Raw genomic sequence first — 12892 nt, 5'->3', positions numbered from 1 at the left:
GGCCCGAAGGAGGAGGGCACTGCAATAGGCACAGCAGGGCCGCCAGGCCCGAAGGAGGAGAGAAGCGCAGGTAACTCAGCCAGAGACCGGAACTAGGTCGGGGTGGAGGTCGCTGTCGCCGGTTTCGCCCTGGCGGACGGCGCGGCGGCCCAGGACGATCACGTAGCCGAGGAACGCGGCCTCGGCGACGACGCCGATCGCGATGCGCAGCCACGTGATGTGGACCCAGCCGGTCACGAAGCCCTCGATGAGGCCGGACACGAACAGCACCGCGACGAGGCCGATGGCGATGCTGACGGCCGCGCGGCCCTCCTCGGCGAGGGCCTGGCCGCGGCGGCGCGGGCCCGGGTCGATGATCGTCCAGCCGAGCTTGAGGCCGCCGGCGCAGGCGAGGTAGACGGCGGTCAGCTCCAGCAGGCCGTGCGGGAGGATCAGCCCGAAGAACACGTCGCCCTTGCCGTAGGCGAACATCAGGCCGCCGCTGATCCCGAGGTTGACCTGGTTCAGCAGCAGGACGAACACGGTCGGGATGCCGAGCAGGATCCCGAAGATCAGCGCGGTCGCCGACACCCAGGCGTTGTTGACCCACACCTGGAACGCGAACGACGAGGCCGAGTGCTCGGTGTAGTAGTTCGCGAAGTCGTGCTCGACGAGTTCGCGGATCTCGTCCGGCGTCCCGATGGTGCCCTGCACCTCGGGGCTGTGCACCACCCAGATCGCCAGGGCGAGCGCCAGCAGGTTGCCGAGGACGGCGTTGCCGATCCACCACCACCGCATCCGGTACGCGGCGGCCGGGAACGACACGGTCGCGAAGCGGGTGACGTCGCGCCAGAGCGGCGCCTGCGCGCCCGCCACCGCGGCCCTGCCGCGCGCCACGAGCGACGACAGCCGTCCCACGAGCTGCGGGTCCGGCGAACTGGACCGCACGACCGACAGGTGCGTCGCCGTGCGCTGGTAGAGCTCGACCAGTTCGTCGGCTTCCGCGCCGGTCAGCCTGCGGCCGCGGTTGATGAGCCGTTCGAGGCGCACCCATTCGGCGTTGTGCTCGGCCACGTAGGCGTCGACGTCCACCCGGCGAGACTAACGCGTCGGCCCGCGAAACCGGCACAATGGGCCATCCGCCGGATTTGGAGGAAGAGGATATGGCCGATCTCGTCACCGGCGAGGCCGTCGCGCTCGACCTCCGGGTCGCGCGGCTGGCCAGCCGCGGCTGCGCCCTCCTCCTCGACCTGATGATCCAGGGCGTGCTGCTGAACAGCGTCGTCTACGTGACGTCGATGACCTCGCTGGTGGCCGACGAGGCGTGGACGGTCGGGCTGTCGCTGCTCGGCGTCGTCGCCGTCCTCGTCGGCTACCCGTGCCTGTTCGAGACGCTCACGCGGGGGCGGACGCCGGGCAAGATGGCCCTCGGGCTGCGCGTCGTCGGCGACGACGGCGGGCCGGTCCGGTTCCGGCAGGCGCTGGTGCGGGCGCTCGCCGGGTTCGTCGAGTTCTGGATGTTCTACGGCTCGCCCGCGCTGATCACGTCGTTCTGCAACCGGCGCGGCAAGCGGCTCGGCGACCTCTTCGCCGGGACGATCGTCATCCAGGAGCGGGTGCCCGCGTCGGCGCTGTTCGGTCCCGTCGCGGTGATGCCGCCGCAGCTCGCCTGGTGGGCGCGGACGCTGGAGCTGTCGATGCTGTCGGACGAGCTGGCGATGACGGCCCGGCAGTACCTGTCGCGGTTCTGGGAACTGCTGCCGGAGGTCCGCGACTCGCTGGGGCAGCGGATCGCCTCGCAGGTCGTCGCGGTGGTGAGCCCGCCACCGCCGCCGGGCGTGCGGCCCGAGATCCTGCTGTCGGCCGTCCTCGCCGAGCGCCGGCACCGCGAGGAGCGGCGGCTCGCCGAGCGCCGCGCCCGCCGGATGCGCCGCCTCGGCCTTCCCGCGTGGGGCGCCGCGCCCGTTCCCGTCCCGGCGATGGCGATGGCGGGGCCCCCGCCCTCCGGCCCGCCGCGGCAGGGTCCCCCCGCTCCCCCGCCGTTCAGCGGTCCCGGGCCCGGGCAGCCGCGGTTCCTTCCGCCGCCCGAGTACGGCGCGGGGCCGTACCAGAACGTCCTGAACGCGCCCCGGCCGCCCGCGCCGTACCCGGCGGGCCCCGCCGGCCCTCCGCAGCCGCAGGGCCCCTATCCGGGCTACTGACGGGCGGGGCGGGCGCACCGGAGATCGAGGGCGGCGCCCTACCCGGGGAGCGAGCGCAGCCGCTCGCTCAGGGTCGGCCGCAGTTTCTTCAGGCACAGCACCGGCCGGAAGGCGCCTTCGCTCGTCATGTAGTTCGTGGCCTCGGCCGGGCACTCCTTCGCCGTGGCCACCCTGCCGACGACCTTCGCGACGGCGTCGCTGGACCCGCACTGGGCCTTGCCCAGGTCGCCGACGTTGAACGACGGGTCCTCGATGCAGTCGCCAGGGGACAGCACGCCGCCGCCCGCACCCAGGCACAGCACCGGGTTCGCCACATCGCCGCCCCCGCCGAAGGACCGCATCTTCATGGTCTCCAGCGTCTTGGACGGGCACGACTTCTCCGTGGCGACGCGTGCGACCACCTTGCCGTACCAGTCCGGCTTGGAGCACGGCTGCTCCTTGCCGAAGCCGACGGAGCCGCTGCTCACGCAGTCGCCCGCCGCGAGGAAGCCTCCGCCCGCGCCCGGGTCGCCCGGGTGGGAGCCCTTGACGTTGCGCACGCACGCCTCGTAGTAGGTCCTGTCGTCCTTCTTGCCGCGGACGTTCGTGAAGCCGTCGGTCCCGGCGGGGCAGTCGGGCTCGGCACGCGCGCCGAACCGGAAGGCCGACGCCTCGCGCTTGCCGACGACCTTCAGCACCTTGGCCTTCGCCTTGGCGTCGTCGCAGCTCACCCGGAGGCTCGGCGGGATCCGGTCGCCGTCGTCCATCCCGAACGCGGTGTCGACGCACTGCTCGGCCTTCACCGGGCCGGTCGGCGCGCCCGTCCCGTTGAGCGCCAGGAACGCGACGCCGGCCAGCACGACCGCGCCCGCGACCGCCACGGCCGCCCACACGATCGGCGAGGGCCGCTTCGCCGGCGGCGGCCCCGGCGGACCGGCGGGCGGGAACGGGCCGGGCATCGGCGGGCCGCCCGCCGGCGGCTGCCCCCAGCCCTGCCCCTGGCCCTGGCCCGGCCCCTGCCCCTGACCTGGCCCCTCCGGAACCTGCCCGTACACGGCACAACCTCCATACATGATCTTGTCGGGAGAGGTACGAGAAGATACCGCAGGCAGGTCAGGGCAGGTTCGCCGTGTTCGGCGGCGACTCCAGGGCGGTGAGCTCGATTCCGGGCGCGGCCAGCACGACGTCCCCGGCCAGGTGCACCGTCTCGACCTCGCCCGTGGAGAGGTCGGTGACCTCGTACTCCGCGACGGGCAGCGGCTCGGTCTCCGTCTCGTACATGGACGTCCCGGCCAGCCGCCAGCGCCACAGGGTCGTCAGGGCCGACAGCGACGTCCCGCTCAACCGGACGAGACGGACATCGGTCTGCGCGCCCTCGTCCAGCCCCAAGGACCGGGCGACGGCGACGAGGAAGCCCGGCGAGTCGGCGAGGAAGCCCGACGCCTGCTCGGCGTGCTCGGTGCCCGTCTCACCGGCGGCGCGCACCCAGGCCAGTTCGCGCCCGGTCACGCCGCCGCGCACCCACCAGCCGGGCGTGACGACCTCGACGCGGATCTGCCGCCAGCGCGCGTCGACGACCAGGTCCACGCGGACGCCGTCGGAGCGCGTGGAGGTGTACCGCCACCCGCCGGGCCCGGGCGCGCACTGGAAACGCTCCTCGACCCCCTCGTCGAGGTGCAGGTACGTCCCGGCGGGCACGGGTCAGGACCCGATGCGCCAGGACCGGAGGTACTCCTCCTGGTCCGGCGTCAGCAGGTCGATGGAGACCGACATCGACGCCAGCTTGAGCCGCGCCACCTCCGTGTCGATCTCCTTCGGCACGTCGTGGACGGCCGCGGGCAGCGATTCGCAGGCCGTGGCCAGCCACGCGCACGTGAGGGCCTGGTCGGCGAACGACATGTCCATCACGGCCGCCGGATGGCCCTCCGCGGCGGCCAGATTGACGAGACGGCCCTCCGCGAGCAGCACGAGGCGCCGCCCATCGGCCAGCACGTACTCGTCCGTCTGCGGCCGGATCCCGTGGTGCACCTCCACGGCCATGTCGCTGAGGGCGCGCACGTCGATCTCGACGTCGAAGTGCCCGGAGTTCGCGAGGATGGCCCCGTCCTTCATCACGGCGAGGTGGTCGGCGTTCACGACGTCGCGGTTCCCGGTGACCGTGATGAAGACGTCGCCCTCCTCGGCGGCCTCGGCCATGGGCAGGACGGCGAAACCCTGCAGTGTCGCGTCCAGCGCCTTCACCGGGTCGATCTCGGTGACGACGACCCGCGCCCCGAGGCCGCGCGCCCGCTCGGCCAGCCCGCGCCCGCAGTAGCCGAAGCCCGCGATGACCACGGTCTTGCCGGCCAGCAGCGTGTTGGTCGCGCGCACGATCCCGTCGAGCGTCGACTGGCCCGTCCCGTACCGGTTGTCGAACATGTGCTTGGTGTCGGTGTCGTTCACCGCGACCACGGGGAACTTCAGCGCGCCCTCGCGGGCCATCTGGTGCAGCCGGATGACGCCCGTCGTCGTCTGCTCGCACCCCGCCTTCACCGTGCCGAGCAGATCCGTCCGGTCGGTGTGCAGGGTGTTGACCAGGTCGCAGCCGTCGTCCAGGACGAAGTCGGGCCCGGTCTCCAGTGCCTGGTGGATGTGCGCGTAGTACCCCTCTCGGTCGATGCCCGCGCGAGCGAACACCTCGGCCCCGTACTCCTCCACGAGCGCCGCGGCGGTGTCGTCCTGCGTGGACAGCGGGTTGGACGACGCCAACGCCACACTCGCGCCGCCCGCCTGAAGGGTGCGGATCAGCCCGGCCGTCTCGGTCGTGATGTGCATGCACGCCGCGACCTTGAACCCCTCCAGCGGCCGCTCGGCGGCGAACCGCTCCCGGATCTGCCGCAGCACCGGCATGCTCCGATCCGCCCACTCGATCCGCTTGACGCCTTCATACGCCAACGACCGATCCGCGATATCGCTCATCAACACACCCTTACGAAGCGGCTGCCGGACGGGGTGACCCCCGTCCGGCAGTCCCAATACGCGCACTCTCCCCCGATCGAGGCCAGCGATCGCCGTATCGCAACGACCTCAGCCACCACAGCAACCCCGCGACGACCCCGACATCCGCGATCGCGTCCGAAGGCAGATTCGAGCGAAGCAAGAATCTGATCGCGCAGCGAGCCGCAAGGCGAGTCGGAGCGATGCCAGCGATCGCCCGCGTTTCTCGACGATGGAGGGCCGCCAAGGCCCGAAGGAGGAGAGAAATGCAATTAGTACCTGTAGTGGTCGGGCTTGTAGGGGCCTTCGACGTGGACGCCGATGTAGGCGGCCTGCTCCTTGGTGAGTTCGGTGAGCTTGACGCCGAGGGCGTCGAGGTGGAGGCGGGCGACCTTCTCGTCCAGGTGCTTGGGCAGGACGTACACGCCGACCGGGTACTCGTCGGTCTTGGTGAAGAGCTCGATCTGCGCGATGACCTGGTTCGTGAAGGAGTTGGACATCACGAAGGACGGGTGGCCGGTGGCGCAGCCGAGGTTCATCAGGCGGCCCTCGGCGAGGACGAGGATGGAGTGGCCGTCGGGGAAGCGCCACTCGTGCACCTGCGGCTTGATCTCGATCTTCTCGATGCCCGGGACCTTGGCGAGCCCGGCCATGTCGATCTCGTTGTCGAAGTGCCCGATGTTGGACACGATCGCCTGGTGCTTCATCCGGCCCATGTGCTCGGCCGTGATGATGTTGAAGTTGCCGGTGGTGGTGACGAAGATGTCGGCGCGGTCGACGACGTCCTCCAGGGTGGTGACCTGGAAGCCGTCCATCGCGGCCTGCAGCGCGCAGATCGGGTCGATCTCGGTGACGATGACCCGGGCGCCCTGGCCGCGCAGCGCGTCGGCGCAGCCCTTGCCCACGTCGCCGTAGCCGCAGACGACGGCGACCTTGCCGCCGATCAGCACGTCGGTGGCGCGGTTGAGGCCGTCGATGACGGAGTGGCGGCAGCCGTACTTGTTGTCGAACTTCGACTTGGTGACCGAGTCGTTGACGTTGATCGCCGGGAACGCGAGGGTGCCGGCCTTCGCCATCTCGTAGAGGCGGTGGACGCCGGTGGTGGTCTCCTCGGTGACGCCCTTGATGCCGGCGGCGGCCTCGGTCCAGCGGCCGGGCTTGTCGGCGATGGTGCGGCGGAGGGTGTCGAGGATGATGCCCCACTCCTCGGGGTCGTCCTCGGTGGCGGTCGGCACGGCGCCCGCCTTCTCGTACTCGGCGCCCTTGTGGACGAGGAGGGTCGCGTCGCCGCCGTCGTCCAGGATCATGTTGGGGCCGGTGCCGTCGGGCCACTGCAGGGCCTGGTCGGTGCACCACCAGTACTCTTCGAGCGTCTCGCCCTTCCACGCGAACACCGGGACGCCCTTCGGGTCGTCGACGGTGCCCTCCTTGCCGACGACGACCGCGGCGGCCGCGTGGTCCTGGGTGGAGAAGATGTTGCACGAGACCCAGCGGACGTCGGCGCCGAGCTCGACCAGCGTCTCGATCAGCACGGCCGTCTGGATCGTCATGTGCAGCGAGCCCATGATCTTGGCGCCGCGCAGCGGCTGGGCGGCGGCGTACTCCTCGCGCACCGCCATCAGGCCCGGCATCTCGTGCTCGGCGAGCCGGATCTCCCGGCGCCCGAAGTCGGCCAGCGACAGGTCGGCGACCTTGTAGTCCATGCTTTCGTTGCTCCCTTGGTCATGTGCGCGCCGTCGGGTACGCGAGGTCTTGACGGGCGAGTGCACGGCCGCGTCAACGGTGGCGAGTCTACGGCCGCCCGGCGCGCCAAGGCACGGCCGAGGAGGACTTCCTGACACGAATTTGTCAGAATCACCCCATGCGTATCACGGAGGCCGCCCGGCGGCTCGGCACCTCGCCCCGGATGCTCCGCTACCGGGAGGCCCTCGGCCTGCTGCCCGTCACCCGCGAGGCCGCCCTCGCCAGGCGCGGCGGCGGCCACCGCCGCTTCGGCGAGGCCGAACTGCGCGCGGTGGCGCTGGCCCTGGCCTTGGAGAAGCGCTACGACATAGGCCCCGCCGAGTTGGCCTTCGGCCTGAGAGTCCTGGCAGAGCCCCAGGTCCAGGCCCACGTACGCGAACTGGGCGAACGCATAGGCCGCCTCTCCGCCCCACCGACCCGAGCCCTGGACTTCGAAAAGGAAAAGGCAATGCGCCTCCTCCGCCGCCGTCCTTAGACCTCCACTTTCGTCCGAACAACAGCCTCAGCCACCCCGGCAACCACTCAACGACCGGACCGGTTGCGATCGCGTCCGAAGGCAGGTTCGAGCTTGCGAGAACCTGATCGCGCAGCGAGCCGCCAGGCGAGACGGAGCGATGCCAGCGATCGCCCGCAGTGCTCGACGATGGAGGGCCGCCAGGCCCGAAGGAGGAGAGCACTGCAATGAACACAGCAGAAGTCGCAGAACGGCCGCGAGAACATCCTGATGATGGTCGTCGGGCCGCTCGTGGCGATCGGCGGTGTCGTGTTCCTCGTCGGCGGGACGTCCGGGCGGCGGCGCCGCGTCCACCACGCTGCCCACCCGCCCGCGCCGCACGGTGCCCCGCCCGCGCCGCACGGTGCCCCGCCCGCGCCTTACGGCGGTCAACCGGGCCATGCCGCGCCGCACGGGTACCCGCCCGCGGCGCCGCACGGTTACCCACCGGCCGCTCCGGGCGGATATCCGCCCGCTGCGCAGCCCTCTTACCCGCCTGCGCAGCCCGCGTACCCGCCGCCGGGGCAGCCGTATCCGCCGCACGGCGGGTACCCGCCCTACCGGGGCTAGCCCGCCGCGTTCTCGCCTGGGACGACCACGCCTGACTCGTAGGCGAGCATGACCGCCTGGGCGCGGTCGCGGAGGCCGAGTTTGGTGAAGACGCGCGCCACGTGCGTCTTGACGGTGTGCTCGCTCACGAACAGGCGCTGCGCGATCTCGCCGTTGGACAGGCCGCCCGCGATCAGGACGAGGACCTCCGTCTCGCGGGCGGTCAGCGTCGACAGCTCCGACGGGGCCTGCGGGCGGCTGCGGCGCTGCTTGGTGAACTCGCGGATGAGGCGTCCGGTGACCTGCGGGGCCAGCAGCGAGTCGCCGCGCGCCACCACCCGGACCGCCGAGACCAGCTCGTCGGCGGTCGCGTCCTTCAGCAGGAAGCCGCTCGCGCCGACGGCGAGCGCCTCGTAGACGTACTCGTCCACGTCGAACGTGGTGAGGACCAGCACCCGGACGTTCTCCGCGCCGGGCAGCGCGAGGATGCGGCGGGTGGCCTCGATGCCGTCCATGCCGGGCATCCGGATGTCCATCACGACGACGTCCGGACGGCGGCGCTCGGCGATCGCCACGGCCTCCCGCCCGTCGCCGGCCTCGCCGATCACGGTGATGTCGTCCTGGGCGGCGAGCAGGGCGGCGAACCCGGCCCGCACGATCGTCTGGTCGTCGACGATCAGCACGTTGATCACAGCGGCCGCCCCGGAGGCGCGGGGACGGCGGGGTCAGGGGCGGCCGGGCGGCGCCTGCGAACCGTGTCCACGGATGGAATTCCCCTCACTCGTCACCGGAAGCTCGGCCTCCACCAGGAACCCGCCCTGGGTGGCCGGGCCGGCGGAGAACCGCCCGCCCAGCATGGTCGCACGTTCCCGCATCCCCACGAGGCCATGTCCGCCGGCTGATCCGGGCGCCTCCAGCCGGGTGCGGCCGGCGTCCGCGGCGGTCGGGCCCGCGGGGTCCGCTCCTGCTGTACGGGGGCCGGGATTCGGCCGGTTCAGGACCTGGGTGGCCGCGGCGGCGCCGTCGTCCTGGACGCGGACCGCGAGCCGGTCCGGCAGGAACGTCAGGTCGACGCGGACGCCGGCGCCGGGCGCGTGCCGCCGCGCGTTGGTCAGCGCCTCCTGGACGATCCGGTACGCCGACAGCTCCACCGTCGTGGACAGGGCGCGCGGGTCGCCGTGCACGGCGAGGTCGACGTGGCCGCCGGCGCCGCGGTGCTGCTCGATCAGGTCGGGCAGCCGGTCCAGGCGCGGCTGCGGGGAGTTCGCCGCCTCCGGCTCGGGCGCGGCGTCGGCGCGCAGCACGCTGAGCAGCCGCCGCATCTCCACCAGCGCCTCCCGGGCCGTCTTGGCGATCTCGGTGTAGCCGGCGCGGGCCTCGGGCGACAGGTTCTCCATCGTGTACGGGGCGGTCTCCGCCTGCACGGCGATCATGGAGACGGAGTGTGCGACGACGTCGTGCAGCTCCCGGGCGATGCGGGCGCGCTCGCGCATGACGGCCTGCTCGCGCTGGACGGCGGTGAGCCGGGTGAGGGTCTCGTTGGTGCGCTCGGCGGCCTCCGCCTCCGTCCGGCCGGCGGACTCCACGACGCGCCGCGCGTCGCCGAGGCCGATGGCGGCGAGCACCGCGACGATCGCCGCGGGCCACGGGACGTCGTCGAGGGTCCCGGTCGCGAGGTAGACGACCCCGAGGGCGGCGACGCTGCCGACCGCGAGGACGCCGGTGGACTGGCGGGGCAGCCGCCGTCCCAGCGCGTACAGCGTGTAGAGGGCCGCGAAGCTGGTCGTGACCAGCAGGACCTGCCCGGTGAGCAGGCTCGCCGCGACCGCGCTGAGCACGACGGCCGCGACGGCGCGCAGGTTCTCCCGGCGCCACACGAGCGGGAGCGTCGCGGCGACCGCGAACCCGCCCGCCAGGCTGAGCGGGGAGTCGACGCGCGGCGCGAGCTCCGCCAGCGCCGCGATCGTCAGGGCCAGCCCGGTCAGCGGCGCGAAGTACCAGGACCCGACGACCTCCCGCCACGTGTTGATCCAGCGGGGCAGCGGCGCCGTCTGCCCGGGCGGGGCACCGGGACCGCGTCCCGCCCCGCCGTTCAGCCGGGCGCCGAGCCTGACCGCCAGCGGGCGCAGGAGCGTGCCGATGCCCGTGAGGATCCACAGCAGCAGCTGCCCGACCCCCGCTACGATCCGGCCGGACAGCCGCCACGCGTGGTGCGCGACGGCTGGGCCGAACCCCGCGGGGTCGGGTCCGGTCCGGGCCTTGTCGTCGGTCGTCACCCCTCAATACTGACCGCTGAGGCGGGCGGTGGCCTCACCACGCGGGTGTATGCGGGACGCGGGGATCCGTCTGGAGTACCACCCGCTTTCCCTCCTTGAGGGGGACGTGCGGAGGAGTGCCGCGAACGTAGTGTCTTAACCGTGACCGCGACGGTGGCCGTCGCCGACGTAGGGGGTTCGGCGGGGTCGCCGCGGTCACACCAGAACCGCCCGGTTTCAGGGGTCCGGGCGGGGAGGCATGGGAAAGCACCTCGCCGGACGGCCGCGGCTCGCCTCCTCGGAGGCACTCGCCGGTCTCGCCTGGGCTGGGGTTCGGCCGGCGCCTGCGGCGGCCGCCCGGCGAGGGGTCCCATGTCCGGCGCGGCCCGCCGAGCGGGCCGCGCGGAACGTCCTCGCGCGTCGTCCCGGGTCAGGACGTCGCGGGCGTCTCCGGCTTCCGCGTCTCCTCGACGCGCGTGCGGGACGCCTCGTCCAGCGCCGGCTCCAGGTAGATGAGCTTCGCCTCCGGGATCTGCGCCCGGACCCTCGCCTCCGCCGCGTCGATCCCGCGGGCCACGTCCGCGGCCGTGTCGTCGTGGTTGACGGCGATCTTCGCGGCGATGAGCAGCTCGTCCGGCCCCATGTACTCGGTCCTGATGTGGATGAGGTGGTCGACCTCGTCCACCGACTCCAGCGCCTCGATGATCCGCCGCTCGGTCTGCGGGTCGACGCCCTCGCCGATCAGGAGGCTCTTGGTCTCGATCGCCAGGATCGTCGCGACCGCGCCGAGCAGCAGCCCGATCGCCACGGTGCCGACGCCGTCCCAGACGCCGTCGCCGGTGGCCACGGCCATGGAGACGCCGAAGAGGGCGAGGAACAGGCCGACGAGGGCGGCGAGGTCCTCCAGCAGCACCACCGGCAGTTCGGGGGCCTTCGCACGGCGGATGAACGACCACCAGGACTGCTCGCCGCGGACCTCGTTCGACTCCTTGATCGCCGTGCGGAACGAGAACGACTCCAGCCCGATCGCGACGATCAGCACCCCGAAGGCCCAGACCGGGGACTTGACCTCCTCCGGGTGGGAGATCTTGTGGTAGCCCTCGTAGAGCGAGAACGCCGCGCCGACGGTGAACAGGACGACCGCGACCACGAACGCGTAGAAGTAGCGTTCGCGCCCGTACCCGAAGGGGTGCTGGGGGGTCCGGTCGCGTTCGGACCGCTTGCGGCCGAGGAGCAGCAGCCCCTGGTTGCCGGAGTCGGCCACCGAGTGGATCGACTCGGCCAGCATCGACGACGAACCGGTGAACGCGAACGCGACGGCCTTCGACGCCGCGATCCCGAGGTTGGCGGCCAACGCGGCGACGATGGCCTTCGTTCCACCCTCAGCACTCATCTACGCAATCCTCGCTCTGAGCTCTTGTACGGCAGGCTCGGACGCGGGGTCCACGCCGAGCGCGATAGCCAAGTAAACCGTGACATAGTCGGCCAGCGCGATCAGCGACGCGATCCTCTCCAGGGGATGGTCGCCCTCGGCCCGGATCTCGGTGACCGCCACGCCCCGGTCGCGGGCCAGCGCGGCGGACGCCTCGCACCGCGCACGCACCCGCGGGTGCTCCTCAGGGTCGCGCATGACGACGAGGTGCAGGCCGTGCTCGGGTTCGTCGACCCGGTCGCGGAAGAAGTCGTCGGGGTCGGCCGGGGAGCCGCCGCGGGCGAAGAAGCCGTCGAACACCGCCACCTGGTTGCGGCCGGTCTCCGGGACCTCGCCGAACACCGCCGGGTACTTGGCGTTCTCGTTGAGCTGGCAGCACATCCGGTACGCCGCCGCGGAGGAGAGCGCCGACGAGCCCCACACCAGCGGCACGTCGCCGGCCAGGTCGAGGGCGAGGCGCTTGGCCGGGTTGACGAACGGCTCGCTGGACGGGCGGCACCGGTGCGCGACGTCCTCCAGCAGCGCGGCCGTGGACTCCAGCACGGTGTCGGGGACGTCGGCCAGCCGGAGCGCCCGGGCGGCGAGGAGCAGGGGGACCGTCATGCTCCACAGGGCCGAGCGCGCCGGCCCCTGGGAGCGGACGGGGACGACGACACCGCGGCTCCTTCCGGCCAGTTCCGCGAGCGGCGAGTCGGCCTCGCCGACGACCAGGAGCCGGGAGCCGCGGCGGGCGGCCTCCGCGGCGACCTCCAGCGTCTCCTCGGCGGCTCCGGAGGGGGAGACCGCGACGACCAGGTCGGCGGCGCCCACCCAGCCGGGCAGCCGGTAGCCGCGCACCGTGGAGATCGGGACGGCGCAGCCCGCGCCGCACACGGCCGCGAGCACGTCGCCCGGGACGGCTGACGCGCCGGTGCCGGCGACCACGATCGCGCGGGGGCGGCCGTCCTCGGCCAGCCCGGCGACGCCGGCCTCAGCCGCGGCGCGCTGCGCCTCACGCACCTGCGCAGCCGACGCGGCGACCTGCCGCAGCACGCCGCCGGGATCCGCCGCCTCGGCCGCCTCCGCGTCCTCCAGCCGGGAGGGGTCGAGGGAGGCGCTCACGAGGCGGGGGTCCTGGCCTCGTCGACGAGGAGGACGGGGATGTCGTCGCGCACGGGGTAGGCGTAGCCGCACGAGCCGGTGCACACCAGCTCGTCGGCCGCCTCGTCGGCGCGCAGGTCGCCGCCGCAGTTCGGGCAGGCGAGGATCTCCAGGAGCCAGGAGTCCAGCTTCATCGTCATGGCAG

12 protein-coding genes are annotated in these 12892 nt (G+C 72.6%); 2 read left to right on the top strand and 10 right to left on the bottom strand.

Going from position 1 to position 12892, the window contains the following annotated elements; all coding sequences use genetic code 11:
• Positions 1–75: 75 nt before the first annotated feature.
• On the bottom strand, positions 76–1071 hold the full coding sequence (locus AB0C21_RS19950) for a stage II sporulation protein M (RefSeq protein WP_500205887.1): 996 nt from the start codon (positions 1069–1071) through the stop codon (positions 76–78).
• Between the two features lie 71 nt (positions 1072–1142).
• On the opposite strand from AB0C21_RS19950, the gene AB0C21_RS19945 reads away from it, so the two are divergent.
• The gene (locus tag AB0C21_RS19945) at positions 1143–2180 is read left to right on the top strand and encodes an RDD family protein (protein WP_500205885.1); all 1038 of its coding nucleotides are present in this window, start codon (positions 1143–1145) and stop codon (positions 2178–2180) included.
• Positions 2181–2218: 38 nt separating this feature from the next.
• Here AB0C21_RS19945 and AB0C21_RS19940 read toward each other — a convergent pair whose 3' ends face one another.
• The 4 genes from AB0C21_RS19940 to ahcY (AB0C21_RS19925) all read right to left on the bottom strand — a co-directional run bounded on the left by AB0C21_RS19940 (position 2219) and on the right by ahcY (AB0C21_RS19925) (position 6838).
• On the bottom strand, positions 2219–3214 hold the full coding sequence (locus AB0C21_RS19940) for an LppU/SCO3897 family protein (RefSeq protein WP_500205884.1): 996 nt from the start codon (positions 3212–3214) through the stop codon (positions 2219–2221).
• Positions 3215–3272: 58 nt separating this feature from the next.
• Positions 3273–3857: a hypothetical protein gene (locus tag AB0C21_RS19935; RefSeq protein WP_500205882.1), complete on the bottom strand. Its 585-nt coding sequence runs from the start codon at positions 3855–3857 to the stop codon at positions 3273–3275.
• 3 nt (positions 3858–3860) lie between these two features.
• Positions 3861–5117 carry an adenosylhomocysteinase gene (gene ahcY, locus AB0C21_RS19930; RefSeq protein ID WP_149259164.1) on the bottom strand — a complete coding sequence of 419 codons (1257 nt, stop codon included), beginning with the start codon at positions 5115–5117 and terminating at the stop codon, positions 3861–3863.
• Between the two features lie 290 nt (positions 5118–5407).
• Positions 5408–6838 carry an adenosylhomocysteinase gene (ahcY, locus tag AB0C21_RS19925; protein WP_149259163.1) on the bottom strand — a complete coding sequence of 477 codons (1431 nt, stop codon included), beginning with the start codon at positions 6836–6838 and terminating at the stop codon, positions 5408–5410.
• A gap of 158 nt (positions 6839–6996) precedes the next feature.
• Here ahcY (AB0C21_RS19925) and AB0C21_RS19920 point away from each other — a divergent pair, with 158 nt between their 5' ends.
• The gene (locus AB0C21_RS19920) at positions 6997–7353 is read left to right on the top strand and encodes a MerR family transcriptional regulator (RefSeq protein WP_149259162.1); all 357 of its coding nucleotides are present in this window, start codon (positions 6997–6999) and stop codon (positions 7351–7353) included.
• Positions 7354–7937: 584 nt separating this feature from the next.
• Here AB0C21_RS19920 and AB0C21_RS19915 read toward each other — a convergent pair.
• The 5 genes from AB0C21_RS19915 to AB0C21_RS19895 all read right to left on the bottom strand — a co-directional run bounded on the left by AB0C21_RS19915 (position 7938) and on the right by AB0C21_RS19895 (position 12887).
• Entirely contained in the window at positions 7938–8612 is a 675-nt protein-coding gene (locus AB0C21_RS19915; protein ID WP_149259160.1) for a response regulator transcription factor, read from the bottom strand.
• A gap of 33 nt (positions 8613–8645) precedes the next feature.
• A complete protein-coding gene (locus tag AB0C21_RS19910; protein ID WP_500205880.1) occupies positions 8646–10196 on the bottom strand; it encodes a sensor histidine kinase in 1551 nt (516 codons plus the stop codon).
• A gap of 409 nt (positions 10197–10605) precedes the next feature.
• On the bottom strand, positions 10606–11568 hold the full coding sequence (locus tag AB0C21_RS19905; RefSeq protein ID WP_500205878.1) for a cation diffusion facilitator family transporter: 963 nt from the start codon (positions 11566–11568) through the stop codon (positions 10606–10608).
• Entirely contained in the window at positions 11569–12708 is a 1140-nt protein-coding gene (locus AB0C21_RS19900; protein ID WP_500205876.1) for an SIS domain-containing protein, read from the bottom strand.
• Positions 12705–12887: a Trm112 family protein gene (locus tag AB0C21_RS19895; protein ID WP_149259156.1), complete on the bottom strand. Its 183-nt coding sequence runs from the start codon at positions 12885–12887 to the stop codon at positions 12705–12707. The genes AB0C21_RS19900 and AB0C21_RS19895 overlap by 4 nt, the downstream gene beginning before the upstream one ends.
• Positions 12888–12892: the final 5 nt, after the last annotated feature.

Source organism: Spirillospora sp. NPDC049024, assembly GCF_040649235.1.
Taxonomy (GTDB): Bacteria; Actinomycetota; Actinomycetes; order Streptosporangiales; family Streptosporangiaceae; genus Spirillospora.
Note: the sequence above shows the minus strand (reverse complement) of the source record. Positions and strands in the feature narration are given on the sequence as shown.

What these genes read in the sequence shown, in the direction of transcription:
- AB0C21_RS19945 (WP_500205885.1), top strand. Translation starts at nt 1,143, where the DNA reads ATGGCCGATCTCGTCACCGGCGAGGCCGTCGCGCTCGACCTCCGGGTC.
- ahcY (WP_149259164.1), bottom strand. Translation starts at nt 5,117, where the DNA reads ATGAGCGATATCGCGGATCGGTCGTTGGCGTATGAAGGCGTCAAGCGG.
- ahcY (WP_149259163.1), bottom strand. Translation starts at nt 6,838, where the DNA reads ATGGACTACAAGGTCGCCGACCTGTCGCTGGCCGACTTCGGGCGCCGG.
- AB0C21_RS19920 (WP_149259162.1), top strand. Translation starts at nt 6,997, where the DNA reads ATGCGTATCACGGAGGCCGCCCGGCGGCTCGGCACCTCGCCCCGGATG.
- AB0C21_RS19905 (WP_500205878.1), bottom strand. Translation starts at nt 11,568, where the DNA reads ATGAGTGCTGAGGGTGGAACGAAGGCCATCGTCGCCGCGTTGGCCGCC.
- AB0C21_RS19895 (WP_149259156.1), bottom strand. Translation starts at nt 12,887, where the DNA reads ATGACGATGAAGCTGGACTCCTGGCTCCTGGAGATCCTCGCCTGCCCG.